General features: G+C 36.2%; 10 protein-coding genes. 2 read left to right on the top strand and 8 right to left on the bottom strand.

The window, feature by feature from the left end; translation table 11 throughout:
* The first annotated feature begins 94 nt into the window (after positions 1–94).
* Together K322_RS0111665 and K322_RS0111670 are read left to right on the top strand one after the other, a co-directional pair.
* The gene (locus K322_RS0111665) at positions 95–1,462 is read left to right on the top strand and encodes a sigma-54-dependent transcriptional regulator (RefSeq protein WP_026627056.1); all 1,368 of its coding nucleotides are present in this window, start codon (positions 95–97) and stop codon (positions 1,460–1,462) included.
* 2 nt (positions 1,463–1,464) lie between these two features.
* Positions 1,465–2,802, top strand: coding sequence for a sensor histidine kinase (locus K322_RS0111670; protein ID WP_026627057.1), 1,338 nt, complete (start codon positions 1,465–1,467; stop codon positions 2,800–2,802).
* An 89-nt stretch (positions 2,803–2,891) separates the two neighbouring features.
* Here the strand turns inward: K322_RS0111670 and K322_RS0111675 are convergent, their stop codons facing one another.
* The 8 genes from K322_RS0111675 to K322_RS0111710 all read right to left on the bottom strand — a co-directional run bounded on the left by K322_RS0111675 (position 2,892) and on the right by K322_RS0111710 (position 19,259).
* Entirely contained in the window at positions 2,892–4,367 is a 1,476-nt protein-coding gene (locus K322_RS0111675; RefSeq protein ID WP_026627058.1) for a glycoside hydrolase family 30 protein, read from the bottom strand.
* Positions 4,368–4,428: 61 nt separating this feature from the next.
* Complete coding sequence (locus tag K322_RS0111680) at positions 4,429–6,447, bottom strand: DUF2264 domain-containing protein (protein ID WP_026627059.1); 2,019 nt, start codon at positions 6,445–6,447, stop codon at positions 4,429–4,431.
* A gap of 109 nt (positions 6,448–6,556) precedes the next feature.
* Positions 6,557–8,941, bottom strand: coding sequence for an ABC transporter permease (locus tag K322_RS0111685; protein WP_026627060.1), 2,385 nt, complete (start codon positions 8,939–8,941; stop codon positions 6,557–6,559).
* A gap of 1 nt (position 8,942) precedes the next feature.
* Complete coding sequence (locus K322_RS0111690; protein ID WP_026627061.1) at positions 8,943–11,279, bottom strand: ABC transporter permease; 2,337 nt, start codon at positions 11,277–11,279, stop codon at positions 8,943–8,945.
* Positions 11,280–11,381: 102 nt separating this feature from the next.
* Positions 11,382–13,733 carry an ABC transporter permease gene (locus K322_RS0111695; protein WP_260203796.1) on the bottom strand — a complete coding sequence of 784 codons (2,352 nt, stop codon included), beginning with the start codon at positions 13,731–13,733 and terminating at the stop codon, positions 11,382–11,384.
* 102 nt (positions 13,734–13,835) lie between these two features.
* Complete coding sequence (locus K322_RS0111700) at positions 13,836–14,516, bottom strand: ABC transporter ATP-binding protein (protein WP_026627063.1); 681 nt, start codon at positions 14,514–14,516, stop codon at positions 13,836–13,838.
* A 52-nt stretch (positions 14,517–14,568) separates the two neighbouring features.
* A complete protein-coding gene (locus K322_RS0111705) occupies positions 14,569–16,911 on the bottom strand; it encodes an ABC transporter permease (protein WP_026627064.1) in 2,343 nt (780 codons plus the stop codon).
* A gap of 11 nt (positions 16,912–16,922) precedes the next feature.
* The gene (locus K322_RS0111710; RefSeq protein ID WP_026627065.1) at positions 16,923–19,259 is read right to left on the bottom strand and encodes an ABC transporter permease; all 2,337 of its coding nucleotides are present in this window, start codon (positions 19,257–19,259) and stop codon (positions 16,923–16,925) included.
* Between the last annotated feature and the right edge of the window lie 101 nt (positions 19,260–19,360).

The following is a 19,360-nucleotide window of genomic DNA, read 5'->3' on the forward strand; positions in this document are numbered from 1 at the left end:
TTTTGTTAATATAGTGAGCTGTAAATGGTTCATTTTACATTATTATTCTTTATTTTTATAGCCAAATGAAACTTTTTCTAATATTCTTTATTTTATGAAGTCAGGGCATATTCTGGTAGTTGATGACAATAGAAACGTGTTGAGTGCATTAAGAATTTTACTCGAAAGTTATTTTGCAAAAGTTACCTTGTTAACAACTCCTAATCAATTGTTAGCTAGTCTTAGAGATTCTAAACCCGATATTGTATTGCTGGATATGAATTTTTCGGCAGGTATCAATTCCGGTAATGAGGGTTTGTACTGGCTGAGCGAAGTCAAGAAATTCGACAAGGATATTCCTGTTGTCTTATTTACTGCTTATGCCGATATAGATTTGGCTGTGAAGGCTTTGAAAGAAGGAGCAAGCGACTTTGTAGTGAAGCCCTGGGATAATGCAAAACTGATCGCTACCTTACAGGCTGCTTATACTTTGCGCAAATCTCAGAAAGAAGTAAAACGGCTGAAAGAAAAACAAGGAGTTCTGAGCCGTGAGTTAAATAAAGAAGAAAATCTCTGCTGGGGAAAATCATCCGCAATGAGAGAGCTTTTGCAATTAGTGCAAAAAGTAGCCAAAACAGATGCAAATATCTTGATTACTGGTGAAAACGGAACTGGAAAAGAGGTTGTAGCACGTGAGATTCACCGTTTTTCTTCCCGAAAGGAAGAACCTTTGGTTTGTGTGGATATGGGAGCTGTGACCGAATCTCTTTTCGAAAGTGAGTTATTCGGGCATGTCAAAGGTGCATTTACCGATGCCAAGGCTGATCGTGCCGGAAAATTTGAGGCAGCAGATAATGGAACTTTATTCTTGGATGAAATCGGAAATTTGAGTTATCCTTTACAGGCAAAGCTTTTGGTGGCTTTGCAGTCTCGACATGTAATCAGGGTGGGGAGCAATGATCCTGTTCCTGTTAATATACGTCTGATTTGTGCAACCAACAGTAACCTGCATGAATCGGTTCAGAGCGGTGTGTTCCGCGAAGACCTGTTATATCGTATCAATACCATTCAGATAGAAATTCCACCATTGAGGGATCGTAAAGAGGATATTGCCTTGCTTGCTGATTTCTTTCTGAAAAAATATGCATCCAAATACGGGAAAAGCTCATTGACATTATCAAAAGATACGATTCGTAAACTGGAAGATTATTCGTGGCCCGGAAATATAAGGGAATTGCAGCATGCGATAGAAAAAGCTGTGATCCTTGCAGATGGGAACGAATTGCAGCCATCAGACTTTTATATGAAAGACCATAGCGGAGGTAAAACTGCCGGAATAGAAAATATGAGTCTTGATGAGGCTGAACAGTTGCTTATTAGTTCTTCTTTGAAACGGAATGGTGGAAATATGTCTGCTGTAGCTTCTGAATTGGGTATAACACGCCCTACTTTGTATAGTAAGATTAAAAAATACGGACTGTAACTATGTTTAAATCTATCCATTACAGGCTTGTACTCTTTATCATACTGCTGATACTGTCTGCGTCATTACTGACATTGTGTATCATCAAAGAGCAATACGTCTACAGCCTTATTCCGGCTCTAGGGGTATTTGCCAGTTTATATCTGCTGACTTTCCATTATAAAAAATTTAATCAGAATATTTTGTTCCTGCTTAATGCGTTGGATAATGGAGATTACTCTTTTCATTTTACTGAATCTAAAATGTCGGCTCGGGAAAGAGATCTTAATACAATGATGAATCGTATTAAGGATATACTCACCAATGCAAGGAAAGAAGTTATTCAGAATGAAAAATTCCTCAGCCTCATTATCGAAAATGTATCTACAGGTATTGTTATTGTAACCGAAAGAGGCAATGTGAGGACTGTCAATCATTCTGCTCTTCAATTGTTGGGGTTGCCTGTTTTTACACATCTTAACCAGCTTAGTTCTATAAACGAAGATTATCCATTGTTATTTCACAATATTAAAGCAGGTGAAAAAGGGCAGATATCGGTAATAAATGAACGGGAAGAAGTGCTGGTAAGCTTGCAGGTGTCACAGATAAAAGTAAATGACGACCTGATCAAAGTAATAACTCTTAATAATATAGGTAATGAGTTGGAAGCTAAGGAAATGGAGTCGTGGATTCGTTTGATCCGGGTAATGACTCATGAGATAATGAATTCGATTGCACCTATTACTTCTTTAAGTGAAACTATGCTTACTTTGTTGAATGATAAAGATTTGGATACAATGGATTCTTCAATGAAGAATAATACGGTGGAAGCCTTCGATACGATACATATTACTGCTAAGGGTTTATTGGCTTTCGTGGAATCTTATCGCCGTTTTACAGGTGTACCTCAGCCTGTTATCAAAGCTTTCGAATTGCGCCCGCTTATCAACAAACTAGTGCATTTGCACGAGCACTTGATGGAGGATAGAAATATTGAAGTACAAATTATAGCAAAAGACGAGAACAGTATCATTAGCGGTGATGAAAATCTAATAACACAGGTTGTTGTGAATATTATAAAGAATGCTATACAGGCTATCGATCCTTCTGAGCATGGAAAAATATTTATTAAATACAGCGTACAGAACAAATTTACCTATATAGATATCAGTAATACAGGAAAACCGATACCTAAGGAAGAGTTATCAAGTATATTTATTCCATTCTTTACAACCAAAGAATCCGGTTCAGGAATTGGCCTTAGTATATCGCGCTATATAATGCGTTTGCATGGAGGGAAACTGATCCATTCGCTTTCTCCCGAAGGATATACGACCTTTACTCTAGTGTTTCCGAATTAAGAATATAAAATAAAAAAGCAACCTTTATTTTTTGAACAGAGGTTGCTTTTATATGATACGGTTTAATTTGTGTCTACTTGAAACCAATTTTAGGATTTAGATATAAAGGTATTCAATGAATGAGCTTCTATTTGTACATCTAAAAACTTTGCACCAAGTTTAATTACAATTCGTTGAGGGTAATCCTGAAAATTGCCAGCTACAATTATATACTCTCCTTTTACACCACGAAATACCAGTATTGGTTTATTCTCGCTTCCAGCATTCTTATATGATAAAAGTTTTGACCCGGGCGAAATGAAATGTGCGTAATGTTTTACAGCATAGTACTCAGGAGTATATGTTACAGATTTTTTCTTAGAATCTATTCGTATAAGCGAATTTTGCTTCCAACCCCATCCATTTTCTCCATCGTCACTTAAAATAGCATTCCAGAATGTGTATTCTTCACATCCATTGCTAAGATAGTCATTCATAATATTGAAGGTGTGTTCAGCTGCTTTCCAATCAAAACTGCCCCATCCACATTCACTTTCGGTCTGTACATATTTATACTGAGGGTATTTTTTTCGGATGTGAGGTAATATCTGACGGCCTTCCCATTGAAAACCAATTCCTTTTATGGAATGTGGCATTCGGGGATCGGAAAGTATCTGATCGATAAGCTCAAGCCGGTTGGTATTGATTGTTCCTAAGAAAAGAGAAACTTCAGGATGCTGTTTCTCTAGTGTTGGGGCTAAATATTCGGTATTGAAACGTATTGTACCTTCGGGAGTCCATGCACAACCCGGATAATTAGTGTAACTATATGCCTCGTTTTGATACATCACCATACTAATGGGAATACCTTCATGCTTGTATGCTGTGATAAATTTGCAGAAATAATCAGCATAGGCTTGTAAATAACGAGGTTCTTGTATAAAGTAATCGTTTACAGTGAGTTGTTTAGGAAAAACATCATTGTTTATATCTTTATTATCTTCAAAAAGAATAATATCTGATAGCGGTGACATCTTATTATACTTCTCACTGCTGCGAACCGAATAGTATTGGTTTACTTTCATCCATGATGGAGGTGACCATGGGGATATCCAAAATGTTATATTCGGATTGTATTGCTGAGCTAATTTAATAAAGGGGATAAGAGTGATTTTGTCCCTGTCTATATTAAAGTATTTCAGGTGAAAATCTCCCGTAACTTCATCACAGCTATACCAGTCTCGGGCATAATCATTTGCATTCATTGAAAATCTTCCCATTGTAAATTTGAGGTCTCCCTCAGGAGAGAAAAGTTGTTTGATTATGGTTTCCTTTTCTTCTTTTCCGAGTATGTTCAAAGCGTCCCAGCCGAGTTCGTTAAAGCAGGTACCCCAAGCTTTGAATATAAGAATACCATCCTGATCATTGACTACTTCTATATCAGGATTTGTTTTAGTTTTACTTTGTAATTGTATGCTTCGCTGTAGCCAATAATCTGTTTCCTTACTACTGATCCAAGTGAAATTTTGAGCCTGAATGCTAAAAATCAAGCTAATATACAAAATGTATAGCAAATGTTTTTTCATATTACATATTAGTTTTAATAGGTTAGATAAAAGATATGTAAATATACTAAAGATCCTGATTTTAGTTATATCTGATTGTTTTTGTTGTACCGTTATTTAGTATAAGCTCTACAGTGTTTCTATCATTACTGATATGTAAATTTTTCACGGGAGATAGTTCTTCTTTTGTAAAATCTTTATTTCCCTTTTTCCAGAGCTGTAATGTAATGTAAATTTTATCTCCTTGCGGTAGTCTGTCTGTGCTGTTAATTACAGTACAGTAGTCGCTTTCGGGATGAACACCTTCCCCTTTTATAAATTCGAGACCAGACCAGCCTGACAATGAGATCATAGCCTGACTGTATTTCTCATTATTGATTATATATGCTTTATTGCCATTAATATCAAAGATTTGCTCTTTTATTGGGTTCCCCAATTGAGGAAGGGAATAATGTCCCAGACGAATATCAGTAGATACAGGGCTGCTTATTTTATCTACTCGCAGAATTCCATTGGGAAGAGGAATATCTGCCAGATGATATTTTATATCCTGATTGGTTTCCAGAACAGCATTACGGTAGTAGATACCATTGTCATATTTCGAGAATGTATACATTCTCAGGACTTCCCAGACATTATCTTTGTTTTTGGTCGCATAATTCATCGATACTCCATTAGCTAAACTGTCTGCCATCCATGGAAATTCGCTGTTATAGGCTAACTTATTGTAATTTTCGCTTGCCCTGAATTTTTCCCAAGCCGGGATATAAGGAACGTTACACCATGCCCGTATTTCGGAAGCTCCGCTATTGGGGTAGTCGGTTATAAGAATATCAGATCCGGATTGAAACTTATTATACACATTACCTTTCGTGAGTTCGCTTCCCCATGGACCTTTATCTTCCGTTGCTGTCCAGAAAATATTATCTGCAGGAAGCAGCAAGCCAAGAAAAGCCTTACCGCACCAGTAAGCACTGCCTCTACAGCTATATCCTTGTACTGCGGGTTCGAAGGCTCCATAAAATCCGAGAGTAGGTACATTGTCCTTCAGAAAATCGGGATGCTGCAGAAATTGAAGCAACGTGCTTGATGCAATCCTTCGCAGCCATCCGTAATTGATATTCGGATCATTAAGGAATCCTGTTAAAGGAAAAGGTACTATCGATCCAAAGCGATAAGCAATGCTTCGTCCCCACATAATCATCTTGCCGTCTTCATTAAACATATATGGATAATTGCTTGCCATATCCCTGAAGTTTGCTTCGAATTTTTTTGCATATTCAGGATAATACTTCTCTCCGAAAACATGAGACCATACAGGACCATACATCTGGAATGCCCACATGCTGTAATAGTCGAATGCCGGATTATCGTTGTACCATCCGTCTCCGCGGTAATGTTCAAGGGACTTATCAAGGTATTCAACCAATAGTTTTTCGTTGACTGTATAACCTTGAGCTTTAAAGAAACTCAGAACAAAGATGTTGAAGAATTTCCAGTTCGAAGGAACTGTAGGACCGTCTCCATAACTTAGCATGGTTGCGGCCAATTCGTCTTTCTGTTCTTTTGTCAATGGATTCCATAGGATATCGGGGATTGTGAACAAGGATATCGATAAAGCTCCGAATTCGACCAGATTCTGATGAGGCCCGCCATTCGGCGCACGGTGTTTTATATATGTGTCGCTTTTCGGATCTATTAATTTCAGAAGCTGATGGCGATAATAATCTCCGACTTTGATTCCGTTCAATTCCAGTTCAGGGTTTTCTTTAAGTAGAGGAGCCGCTATAAATAATGTACGGCACAACCCTTCGAGCTTTTCGGTGGGAACCTGATCTTCTCTGCGGGGATAACTGACACCGGGCTGTTTCGGAAAGATCATAGGATCATCTAACGAATGAACATAGCTAAATGCTCCATTCAGTAAATAACGACCTGCGTCTATCCAGTGTTTTCTGGTCATTCCCGTATAGGGGCTTTGTTTAAGATCCGGTTGATCTATAGTAAATGTGTTTCCTTTATCCGAAGTTGCATGTAATTGTAGTATCGGCAATGCGATACAAGCAAACACAAAAAAGATTCTTAATAGCTTTTTGTTCATGTTTGGTTAGATTTTGAAAAAGTATAACATGAAACAAAAATAGCTAATGTCCCCTTATCATAGGGGGACAAATAGCTAAATAAGGTCTAATATTAAGTCAAAAGCCCAACTATTCACTTTTTAAAGACTTCATCGGATTGCTGTTGGCGGCTTTTAAGGATTGAATAGTGATTGATGATATGGATATAATCATCACTGTTGCTCCTGCAGCGACAAATATCCATCCGTTAACGGAGGTTTGGTATGCAAAATTTTTCAGCCACATCTGTAATGTATAATATGATACAGGTACAACAAGTATAAATGCAAATACTATATATTTCACAAAATCGAGGTTGATCATTTTTATAATATCAAAGGCAGTGGCCCCATTGATTTTTCGGATGCTTATTTCTTTTTTCCTCTGTTTGATAATGAATGCAACAAATGTGATCAAACTCAGGTTTGCAATCAGTAAACACAAAGCAGTGAAGATATATATAATAACCTCTCCATTCAGTTCGTTTCTGTAAACATCTTTATAAAGATCATCTAAGTAATTGTAAGCAAGAGGATATTCGGGGATAATTTCTTTCCATACAGATTGGAGAACCTGTAAACCTTTTTCAGTCTCATGTTCTTCTGTCCGTATCATGATACTGTTTAAGAAAAATGCTCTCTGTATGATTATAAGAGGAGACGGGGTTTCGAAACTGGTGGTGTAGTTGAAATGATCTATAACTCCGCAGATCGTTCCGTGGTCGATATAATTAATGGAACCATGTTGCATGGTCAGACTTTTTCCGATGGCATCTTCCGCTGATTTAAAGCCTAGTGCAGTAATAGCTTCTTTATTTATTATATAGTTTTCGGTAATTGTTTTATCGTATTCCTTTCCGTCGAACATATCGAACAGCATTTTCTGTTGTTCAATATAATTGTATTTATTAGGTGGATATAATGTTCCTTCTGCCAGAGGAATACCGAAAAATGGAAAGAATCCTTCACCTACAATAAGCACAGGGATGTTTACATCGTCAGCAAGAGAATCCGTTTTTACACTTATTGCATCTCTTACAGCCGATCCGGGAAGTTGCATAGATGCAGTTACTGCTTCTATTTCGGAATGTTTTAGCAGTTCTGATCTGAGTAGTTCATAGCGGGATTGAACCAATTCCGGTTGTTCTTTCAGAGTTATTATTTTGTCGGTATCTGGTGTTACTTGTTGCTGACGGATTACAGACATTTGACGGTTGATGGTGATTCCCCATACCAAAGCAAAAATAACCAATGCAAATTGTATTGTAAATAAAGATCTGATCGAAGCCGATGATTTCCTTTTTGATGCAAAATGATCTCCCGATGCAGATATCTTATATGATAAAAGAGGGATAATAGAAACCGAAACAACAAATAAAAATAGCACACAAATACAAATAAGATATTCCGAAATGGATAGATAATTTAAATCGAACCCCAAATGCGGAGCTATAAGATAAATCCCCACCCCGCCAACTATTACAGCTAATGTGCACAGCATAAATGCAATGAATGTTTCTTCTTTAAATATAACGGAAAAAGGAGCTCCATTTAGCCTGAGTAATTGATAATACCTTTTATTTGCAGAAATAATGAGGCTCGAATTGAGCCATAGATTAAACATTACGATGATAAACAAAAACAAGTTAGCCCCTGCTATGATATACAGATAATAAATATTACCATTGGTGCTAAGTTCTCGTAATACCCTGCTATGTAAATGTATATTAGTAAGAGGGGTAAATATTAGTTGTTCTTTGTATTTCTTATCTTTGTTGAGTTTTGCAAGCTGTTCATTCAGCGTGTTTTGCAGGGTATTTACCTCCGTGTTTTTTCTTAATAAAAGATATGTATAGTTCCAATCGATCTCATTCTTCTCATCTTTATGTATAATAAGGTCGGTCTGTAAATGAGAATTGAAAGGAAAGTCTTTAAATATTCCTTTTATAGTGTACTTATTTGAATTTGTCCGCCGGCTCTCAATTTCAATACTTTTGCCTATAACGTCGGATAGAGATCCGATTTGTTTGGCTAATTTTTCGCTGATTATTACACTTCCCGGTTCAGACAAGACGGTGTTTCTTTCTCCTTCTAGCAACGGGTAGCTAAATACTTTTAAGAAATTAGGACTGGCGAATATAAAATTATTAATGATAACAGATTTCTCGTTGTAAATAAGTACTCCGGCATTGACATTTACCAGTTTAACTATATCTTCGACTTCGGCCGACTGACGTAGTATCTCGTCATACGAATCGCGGATAATACGCCCGTCTATGGCTTCGTCATTAATCTGTACACTCAATCGGGCTATTCGGTCCGCATCTTTATTAAATCTATCGAAACTGGTTTCTCTTTTGATGTATATGTATGATAGCACCATACATCCGAAGATGAGAGAGATACCCATCAAATTGACGAGACGGAGTCCCTTGTTTCTCAGTATCCGCCGTTGTATAACACTCCAGTTTACCATATTACTCGTTTTTCAAAGTTTTTATAGGGTTTGCCGTTGCAGCCTTCCAGCTTTGCATCGTAATGGATATGGCTGATATAGCTAGAATAAATAATCCTGAAAAAACAAATATCCACCAGCTGAGATCTGTTTTATAAGCATAGTTTTCGAGCCATTTCTGCATAATATAATAGGAGAGGGGAACAGCTATAATAAAAGCCAGAACAATCCACTTTATAAAGTCCATGTTCAGCATTTTTATAATACTCAATTCGGTTGCTCCGTTTACTTTCCGTACGCCTATTTCTTTTTCTTTCTGTTGTACATAGTATAAAGACATAGCGAGTATTCCCATTACTAAAATGATAATAGTAAGTATGGTAAAGGCAACTAATAATTTAGACGTCTTTTGTTCCTTTTCATACCACTGATTTAACATAGAGTCTGCAAATCGGGATTCGAATCCATTATTCCCTGTAAATTCGCTATATGCTTTTTTTAGATTATCAGCTACTTTTCCTGGATTCTCGGATTTATTAATTTTAGCACTGATAGTCCATGCATTTCCCATATATTTATTTCCTAGTTTACAAAATAGCATAGGTCCCACATCAGAGTGTAACGGTCTGAAATTAAAGTTGTCAATTATACCGCATAGCTGTAAATCATTATTGAAAATACCGGTTAATCTCATTGTTTTCTTATCTGGACGTATCTTATCAAAGCCTATTTTGTTGATAAGGATATATGTGCTATCAGGAGCCGAGAAGCCATTGTATTCTACATGTATATTATACACATCGAAGAAACTGCTGTCTATACTGAATACTTGGAAACTATGAGATTCTCCATCTTTTTCAAACGACCAGTTATTGCCTGCGTCTAATGGTGTTCCTGCTGAAAAAGATGCAGCATCCACACCCGGTACAGATAGTAGCTTGTTTTTTAGAGCGGGAATTTGTTTATCCAAAACAATATTATCCATAATGAATATTGAGGAATGATTGAAGCCCATATCGTAATTCATCATAAAATAAGTCTGTTTTAGTATAAAAAGACAGCAAACCAATAACGTAAACGCTACCGTATACTGAAAAGTGATGAGTACTTTAGAATATACTGTCTTTATTTTATGAGAATACATTCCTTTAACTACTTCTATCGGGTCGAATCGGGCAATAGTTATAGCTGGAATAATTCCGGAGATAGTTCCTATTAGAATAATTCCTATTATCAATATGACAATGTATGCAACGGTAAATTGGGCTGTAAGGTTTAATTTAGTATTCAAGACTTCATCAAAGAAAGGTTCAGCGACAAATGCAAAGAATAATCCGATGACGAATGCTATAAATGTCATAACAATAGACTCGAAGACAAATTGCCTGATAATATCCGCTTGAGAGCAGCCTAACAGCTTTTTTAATGCAGCCTCTTTTCCTCTCTTGGACGCTTGTGAAACAGATAGATTGATATAGTTTAGTATGGCAACCAATAATATGAGTATGGTTATTGCAAAATATACGGAAACAACGGTTTTACTATTTCCCCTTATTCCTGCAGCTCCTGCACCTATACCGCTAAAATAGATATCAGTTAATGGGATAAATTCGACACTTGAGCAGAAATTTTGTTTGAATAACCAGTAATCTTTTTTGAAAAGATCTAGTAGCATAGGTGCTTTAGCAGAGAGATTTGTACCTTCTTTCTCGAGAAAGTAAACACAGAAAGAACTATTTCCCCAATTCTCCATAACATCTTTACCCCAATATTCTTTAATCATGTGATAGTTAACTACCATTTCATTTTCCGGAAATTGAGTGTTTGAGGGGAATTTTTCCATGATTCCGGTTACTTCTAAAGGAATACTGTCGTTCAGATAGATATATTTACCGATCGGATCAGCATTGTCAAATATCCTTTTTGCCAGCGAAGGAGTGATTACAACAGTCCTTTCGGTTTGTAATACTGTTGAAGGGCTTCCCTGTATCAGTTTAAAAGAGAACATTTTGAAGAAATCCTTATCTGCAAAAAGTGCTTTGATCCTTTGCTTGTCATTTTTGTCTTTTATAAATACCTCACGTGATACTATCCTGGTATATGTTTCTACTTCGGGACATCTATCTTTCACAAAATCAGCTACAGGATTTGCATAATTAGCATTTTCCGGTCCATGTCCCAAAAGAAAAATACGGTCTTTGTTCTTATGGAAAGTATCAACGGAGAGCTCCTGAATTACATAAGTAGAGAGCAGAAACACAAACATCAGTGATATTGCAAAACCAAGTATCGATACTGTACTATAGAGTTTGTTTCGTGATAAGAATTTTATATAGGACTTTATGCTTAAAGGCTTCATATGCAGATGTTTTTTTAGTGACAGAAAGTATTAATCATATATCTTCAAGTTATAATAAGCTCGATTTATTATACATGCCAAGTAATAAATAGGCTTGGAACCTTAATCGTTTTTCAGTGCTTTAACAGGGTTGGTTGTTGCGACTTTCCATGTTTGGTAACTTACCGTTACTAACGCTATTAGTATAATCAGGATGCCGATTAATGAGAATACCCACCAATCTAAGTCGGTTTTTACGATATAGTCATCCAGCCATTCTTGTAAAGAAAAATAAGATATCGGCAATGCAATAATGAAAGCTATTATTACCCAGACAATAAAATCACGGTTTAGTAATTTCATTAGATCCAATGTTGTAGCTCCATTTACTTTGCGCAGTCCTATTTCTTTTATTCTTCTTTGTGTCGAGTAATACGCCATGGCAAATAATCCGGCTACAGTTATAATAATAGTGATGATCATGGCAAACAGTAAAACTTTGCCCGAATTTAGATCCGATTTATAAAGGTTTCTGTAAATATTATCCAGATAATGATACTCGAAGGGAACAAGCGGTACTGTTGCCTTCCATTTTTGTTCAATCTTCTTTAGAGCTTTTTCTGGATCTCCTTTTATTTTAAAAAATAGAACTTTTCCTCCGCTATTAGATTTAGCTGTAAATCTGATATATACCTGAGCATCAATAGGTGAGTGGAAAGAACGGGTTTGTGCGTCTTTTACAACTCCGGCTATAGTTATTGGGCTTTTAGAGAGTCCATTCGGGAGAATTATTTTACCGACAGGATCTGTCAAGCCGAATATTTTTACAGCAGTTTCGTTTACAACACAAATATTGAGACTGTCGGCTGCTCCCAGATATAAAGGGTTTTCTCCTTCAATTATTTTCATTCCGAAAAAATCGAAATAATTAGGCTCAATACGGCATACCTCTGCATTGTATTGTTTTTCGAGATTTTCTGGCAAAGAATAAGTCCATCCCTGTACCCAGTCTGTAGGAAGTGAATTCTTTATTGTGATGTCAGTAATTGATGTTTCCTGCATCATTTCACTTCTGAATGAGTTGAAGTTCTTTCCAAACTTGTCCCTGCTGTTGACTGTTATAATATGCTCTATATTAAATCCTAAATCGTGATTAATCAGAAAATCTATTTGTTTATAAATAAAAGTAACACTCATCAATAGTATGATTGATGCTGTGAACTGTATTACAATCAGTGTTTTTTGTAGTAATGATATCCGCTTTCCTCTGAATTTGCCCGACAACGTTTCTATTATATTGAATTTAGTCATATATATTGCAGGAAAAGATCCGGCAAGAAGTGTGGTGAAAATAAAAAGCAGAACTATATATAAATAGAGTTGAGGTGAGCTGAAATCAATCTCAACACTTGATGTTGTAAACTGATTGAAAACAGGGAGCACCAGATGGGCGAGCATGATACCGATAAATATTGCGATGAATACGTAACCTGCAGTTTCAGTGTAAAACTCTTTAATAAGTTTTGATTTATTAGCTCCTTGAGATTTTTTGATACCTATACTTCTGGCTCTTATAAAAGAAGTGGAGACAAAGAGGTTTGCAAAATTGATGCACGAAAGAATAAGAATTATAAATGCTGTTGCGGTAAATACAATAATCAGAGATTTACTTTCTGTTACAGCATTTTCAAATTTGTCTTTTTCTCCCAAATGAATATCTTCGAGAGGTTGCAGGGATACTGTAGCTTCGTTTAGTTTAAACCAGTCAAGTCCGTTGCGGATAATTGTTGTAAGGCCTTTGGTTAATTGAAGGGTATCGGTGTTTTCCCTAAGCAAAAAATAAGTACAGAATATATCAGACCATCCCCATTTATTTTCAGCCAGATGCCCGAACATCGGGAAAACAATATCAGCCTGTATATGAGAGTTTCGTGGAAAATCTTTCATCATACCCGACACCTTGAAATCCTGATTCTTATATCTGATTGTTTCCCCAATGGGGTCTTTACCCGGAAAAAGCAGATTAGCTGTGGTTTTACTTATAACTACTTTATCGGGAGTGTCTATTACATTTACCGGATTACCTTCGATAAGAGGAAAAGTAAAAAAAGAGAAGAAGTTATTATCTACGACTAGAACTCTGCCAATAGTGGATACCTGGTTACCGACCCAAATTTCGGATTCTTCGTTGTGAACAACCCTGCACATCGCTTCGATATTTGGTAACTGGGCGATAGCTTCTTCTCCGAAAGGTTTAAATGTTGAAGTCAGATGTCTATCCACATCATTAAACTTAATGTCGAGGATAGAGCGGTATATACGGTCTCCATTCTTATGGAAGTTATCAAACTGAAGATTTTGGACAGTCCATAACCCGATAATAAGAGATACCATTATCCCCAGGCTAAGGCTGCAGATATTTAATATACCGACTGTTTTCTGTTTTGAAAAATTTCTGATAAACTGCTTCAACATACCACAGGTTTTTTAATGAAAAGATTTTATATAGAGGCAAATATCAAGATGTAATTTGTTTTTTTACGTATACTTACCTAAGTAATAAAGAGGTCTGTGACCTTATAGTTTGTTGGCAACCTCAGTTACAATTTGCCCGTCAAATAAATTTATAACCCTGTGGGCAAAAGACGAATCGTGTAGGGAGTGAGTCACCATGATGATCGTAGTTCCTTCCTGATTTAGTTCCGAGAGCAGATTCATTACATCTTGTCCGTTTTTAGAATCCAGATTACCTGTCGGCTCATCGGCAAGTATCAGTTTAGGGTTAGCAACTACTGCACGTGCTATGGCTACACGTTGTTGCTGACCTCCTGATAACTGATTGGGAAAATGCTTCGCACGGTGGCTTATATTCATTCTGCGGAGAGCTTCTTCTACTCTCGCTTTACGCTCCGATGCTTTCACATTCATATAAATCAGAGGAAGTTCAACGTTTTCGTATACATTCATCTCTTCTATTAGATTGAAACTCTGGAAAACAAAACCGATATTGCCTTTTCGGGTTTCCGTACGGTCCTTTTCTTTCAGGTGTCCCACTTCTTTATCAGCCAGATAATATTCTCCGGATGTAGGATTATCTAATAGCCCGAGGATATTCAAAAGTGTCGATTTACCGCATCCCGAAGGACCCATGATAGCAACAAATTCTCCTTCGGTTACGTGCATGGACACATCGTTGAGTGCTACAGTTTCGATTTCCTCTGTACGGAAGACTTTTTTTAAGTTATTAATCTTTAGCATAATTGATCTATTTTAATTGTTTGTAAATACATATTTAGAGTTTTCTGAGATGTTACTCGCTTTTCAGGTAATTTATAGGATTTTTTCTTGCGGCTTTTATACTTTGCCAGCATGTCGTTGCTATTGTTGTCAGGAATACAAGTATTCCGCTTGTCGCAAACACCCACCAATAAACAGGTGTTTTATAAGCAAAGCTATCTAACCACTGCTGTACTATATAGTAGGCTAGGGGAGTGGCTATGCAGAAAGCAAGGATAAGCATTCCGAAGATATTTCGGTTTAGTAAAAGAACAATGCTAAATACCGATGATCCGTTTACTTTTCTGATAGCTATTTCTTTAGACCTGTATTTTGTGTTAAATACAATCAGCCCGTAAACACCCATTATCGCGATCATTATAGTTATGATGCTGCATATTAATATAACCTGAGCCAGATTGTTTTCTTTTTTATACAGGTTGTCGAGTCTGGTATCAAGAAATTTACAATCGAATACTTCATCATTATATTTGTTCCAGCATTGTTTTATATAGTTAAAGGTATTATCGATATTATTACCTGATATTTTTAGCAGGATGATATTATTCCATCCGGAGTTCAGCCGGACAAAGATCATAGGTCTTATCGGGTTATGCAGTGATTCGAAATTGACATTCTTTGCGACTCCGATAATTTCGCCATCTCCATCGAAACAAAATATCTTTTTGCCGAGTATATCTTCAAACCTGTATTTATTCATGAATGCCTGATTGACTATTATATAAGGTATATCAGATTCTTCTGTATCGGTAAAATTACGGCCTTGTACAACCGGTACTCCGAAGAATTCAAGAAAATTGCGTCCTACAGGCCATGACATTACTGATATTATTTTGCCCTCGAAATCACGATCCCATCCCATTCCCACGCTTCCGGGCAAGAACCCGGCTATAGTGTAATCAGAGATGTCTTTATTACGGATTAATTCTTTACCGAACGTATCTATATCCGTTTTCAAACCATAAGTCCGCATATACACAATGTTTTCTTTTTGGATACCCCACGAATAATTTGTGATATAATTGTATTGTATGTAAATGAATGCCGCAATACTTATTAATGTTACAGATGATATAAACTGTATGCAAATAAGCGTATTCTTTAACTTTAAACTACGTTTTGAACTTGCAAAAGAATTCTTGATTGCAATAGCTGGACTAAAAGAGGTAACATAATATGCCGGATATAGACCGAACAGTATCCCGCAAAAAAAAATTATGATGCCTGTACATACAAGCAGTACCTTATTGTAAGAGACACTTATATCTGTAAATAATGATTTTACAATGGTTGTATCCTTGAATAGTTCAACGCATAAAAGAGCGAGACTGTAAGCGATCAACGAAAACAAAACGGCCTCGAAAATAATTACACTTCTTAAAGTCTTATTCTTGGCTCCGAGTATCTTTTGAATATTGAGTGATTTGATCCTCGCCGGAGCTATCGCTATCGAAAAGTTTATGTAGTTTATATAAGCCATTATTAATATAGCTATCCCAATAGCTAAGAGTGAGACCGTTGAATTAAAATTCCCCGAGCCAACCATCGGAAAATGTAGATGTATCCTGTTTAAAGGGATAAGACTGGCAGAAGAGGCATTCTCCGGATCAGCTTTGAATTGCTTCATTGTATTTTCTCCGTAAAACTCGGCACTGTTTAGTCTTTTTTCGAGTTTCTCAACATTTTCAGGAGCAATATCGAAATACCCAAAATAGTTTGAGTTTTCAGGTATATCATCAGGTAATAAAACGAAAACTCCGTTCGGAACAAAGCAGTTTTTAGGAAAGTCTTTGCATATAGCTGTAACCGTAATTGGTTCTGTCGAATTGTGGAAAAAGAACGATTTACCGATTGCAGATTCATCCCCGAAAAGAGTTTTAGCTATACTTTCGGTCAGCATTGCTTTACTCGTTTTTTCTCCGGTGAAAACCTCTGCCGGATTTCCTGTGATTATTTGAGGCGAGAATATATCGATAAACCCTTTTGTCGTTTTTATAAGATTTGCTTCTATGGATATTTTTTCGCCATTCTTTTGTATAATATCGAAGTTAGAATTGGCATTAGATATATAGAGACAATAGTTTCTTATTTCCGGAAATTTTTCGGACATTTCTTTGGCTCTCGGAGTACTTATCCAGGGAGCATAGGTATCATTGGGTGAGATTGTCCGGTACTGAGTGAAAAGATAAGTATTGTTTATATTCTTAAAATTATGATTGTATGTGAAGTCCGAGAATACCTGTATCATACAAATGATAAATACAGCCATAGCAACAGATAGCCCCAGTATATTCAAAAAGCTGGATGTTTTGAATTTTTTCAGAATAAAAATAAAATTTTTAAATATTGCTTTCATAAGTTTATTTTTTATCTTTTCAGTGAGTCTACGGGATTTTTGGATATAATATTGAGGCTGATACCTGAGGTTGCCGCAATAGCAATGACGCATTGGATGAGAACGGGTATAATAAATATGAAAATATCAACAGATACTTTATTTGTGAAATTACTCAGCCAGGAATTAAGAAAATAAAACGAGATAGGAGCCGCGATAATGCCTGCTATTACAATCCATATAATTATATTACCGGATAACAGAGTGAATATATTTCCTGTTGTCGCACCGTTTATCCGTCGGATAGCTATCTCCCGTGTTCTTCTCATAGTTGTATGAAGATGTATTACTGTCAATCCCAGTATCGCAATTATTACAGAAAGCAGTGAGCCGATAGATATCAGATTGAATTGAGTTTCGAGTTTTTCGAATTTCTTTGTATACACATCGGTTAGCCAGCTTGTATTCATATAGAAATTAGGATCGAATTTTTTTAGTGTTTCCGATATCGAATTCATTGTTTTTAAGCTCTGCGAATTTCTGTTATTACGAAGCTTGATATAAATGTATTCTGGATAACGATTCAGCTTGAGGGCTAACGGCTCTATCTTCTCAGAAGTGCTTCCGTAATAAAAGTCTTTGACTATACCCATAACTAACGATTTTCTATCGCTATAATTCAGATAATCACCTACAATAGAATTGTCGAGACCAAGTTTTCTAATGGCAGATTCGTTCAAAATTATAGCATATACGCTGTCAGGTGTATTTTCTTCAAAGAAACTGCCGGCTTCAAGCTGTAGTTGTATTAATTCACAGATGCCCGGAGCTATTCTGTATTCATTGATTATTTCTTGCTTATCCTTGTTTTCGTATGTGCTGATTCCTTGCCCGCTCCATCCTCCACCGATAATGTGCTGAGCACAACTTACTTGTTCTATATCTGTATTTTTTAGCAACTCTTGTTTTACCGATTCATAGCTTTTTGCTATATTATTGGTGGTTGATATACATACGGTTCTGTCCGGATTATAAGATAGCGGTATTTCTTTCAGGTAGCTGGTTTGTTTGTATATGAGAAATATGGCAGACATCAGCACAATTGTTATAACTGATTGGAAGATGATAATGCAAAGGGTGAGTTTTCTTTTTGAAAAACTTATCTGACCACTGAAAATCTGCAATGGTGAAAATTTACTTAAATAAAATGCGGGATAAGTTGCCGAAAGAATCACCGTAAATATATAGAGAATTATTACCGAGCAGATGAATACAGGGTTGGATAGTTGATTCAAATCGATGTTATAACCGATAAGATTTGAAAAATAAGGAACAAGCATAATGCTGAGTATGATTCCCAGAATAAAACCGATGGACACGATTTGTATCACTTCGGAGAAAAATAGCCGGATAATATCAGTTATATATGCACCGTTTGTTTTGCGTATCGCAATCTCCTGCATTCTCATTTCACCTTGTATCGTAAACAGGTTGATAAAATTTGATACTGCCAGAATAAGAATAAATGCAATAATTCCTGCTATAAGTTGGATAAATTTTATGCTGTTTTGTTTACCCGGTGAAGATATATCGGAGTGCATGTATATATCGGTAATTTTTTCAACACCTCCGGTTGCTTTTACATTAAATTGCTGACTCCAGGGAATGGTTATATTAGTGTATTGCTTTTCTATGGATTGTGATGCTCTTTCAAATGGAATATTTTCTTTTATCAGATAATAAGTATAAAATTCAAGCCCTTGCAAGTATTCCAAATAATCCATTGTTTTAAGATTCATCAATACATCAAACTTGAAATGTGTATTTTGAGGAAATTCTTTGACAACTCCCGTAACGATAAAATCGGTCTCTCCGATATTAATTGTTTTACCAATTGCTTCGGCTGTTCCCGAAAAGATCATATCAGAAAGTTTTTTCGTAATAATCAAGCTTTTAGGAGAATTAAACGGATCCTGAGCAGAGCCTTCGATAAAACTTACATCGAATACTTTGAAGAATTCAGAGTCTACATAATATTGTTTGAGATCACTATAAGAGTTATTATTGTATAACAGTTCATTGCAGCGGGAATCAAAAATCTGTACTGCTGCCTCTACTTCGGGTGTATTAGATGGTAACTCGGTATAGGCTTTACGCAATGTAATAGGGCTGTTTGTTACAGAGCCTTTATCGTTTATGACAGTATACAAACGTACAATTCGTTCCTTATTCTTAAAATGTTGGTCGTAACTAATTTCATTGACAATAAATAGAATGAGCATTATAGAAACGGATAGTCCTATAACCAACCCAAGAAGGTTGATACCCACAAGCAACCTGTTCTTTTTGTATGTTTTAAGTATATTCATTGTATATTAAGGTCTGAGACCTCTTTATTATTTTGGTAAGTAAACAACCAAAGACTGTTATAAACTAAAAGTATATTATTAAATACTTTCTTTTACTTAGG

Source organism: Indolivaga capnocytophagoides DSM 22835, from assembly GCF_000426485.1.
GTDB lineage: Bacteria > Bacteroidota > Bacteroidia > Bacteroidales > Dysgonomonadaceae > Dysgonomonas_A > Dysgonomonas_A capnocytophagoides.

Bases quoted from the DNA above. Each gene is read 5' to 3' on its own strand.
- K322_RS0111705 (WP_026627064.1), bottom strand. From the start codon at position 16,911: ATGAAAGCAATATTTAAAAATTTTATTTTTATTCTGAAAAAATTCAAA.
- K322_RS0111695 (WP_260203796.1), bottom strand. From the start codon at position 13,733: ATGTTGAAGCAGTTTATCAGAAATTTTTCAAAACAGAAAACAGTCGGT.
- K322_RS0111665 (WP_026627056.1), top strand. From the start codon at position 95: ATGAAGTCAGGGCATATTCTGGTAGTTGATGACAATAGAAACGTGTTG.
- K322_RS0111690 (WP_026627061.1), bottom strand. From the start codon at position 11,279: ATGAAGCCTTTAAGCATAAAGTCCTATATAAAATTCTTATCACGAAAC.
- K322_RS0111670 (WP_026627057.1), top strand. From the start codon at position 1,465: ATGTTTAAATCTATCCATTACAGGCTTGTACTCTTTATCATACTGCTG.
- K322_RS0111685 (WP_026627060.1), bottom strand. From the start codon at position 8,941: ATGGTAAACTGGAGTGTTATACAACGGCGGATACTGAGAAACAAGGGA.
- K322_RS0111680 (WP_026627059.1), bottom strand. From the start codon at position 6,447: ATGAACAAAAAGCTATTAAGAATCTTTTTTGTGTTTGCTTGTATCGCA.
- K322_RS0111710 (WP_026627065.1), bottom strand. From the start codon at position 19,259: ATGAATATACTTAAAACATACAAAAAGAACAGGTTGCTTGTGGGTATC.
- K322_RS0111675 (WP_026627058.1), bottom strand. From the start codon at position 4,367: ATGAAAAAACATTTGCTATACATTTTGTATATTAGCTTGATTTTTAGC.
- K322_RS0111700 (WP_026627063.1), bottom strand. From the start codon at position 14,516: ATGCTAAAGATTAATAACTTAAAAAAAGTCTTCCGTACAGAGGAAATC.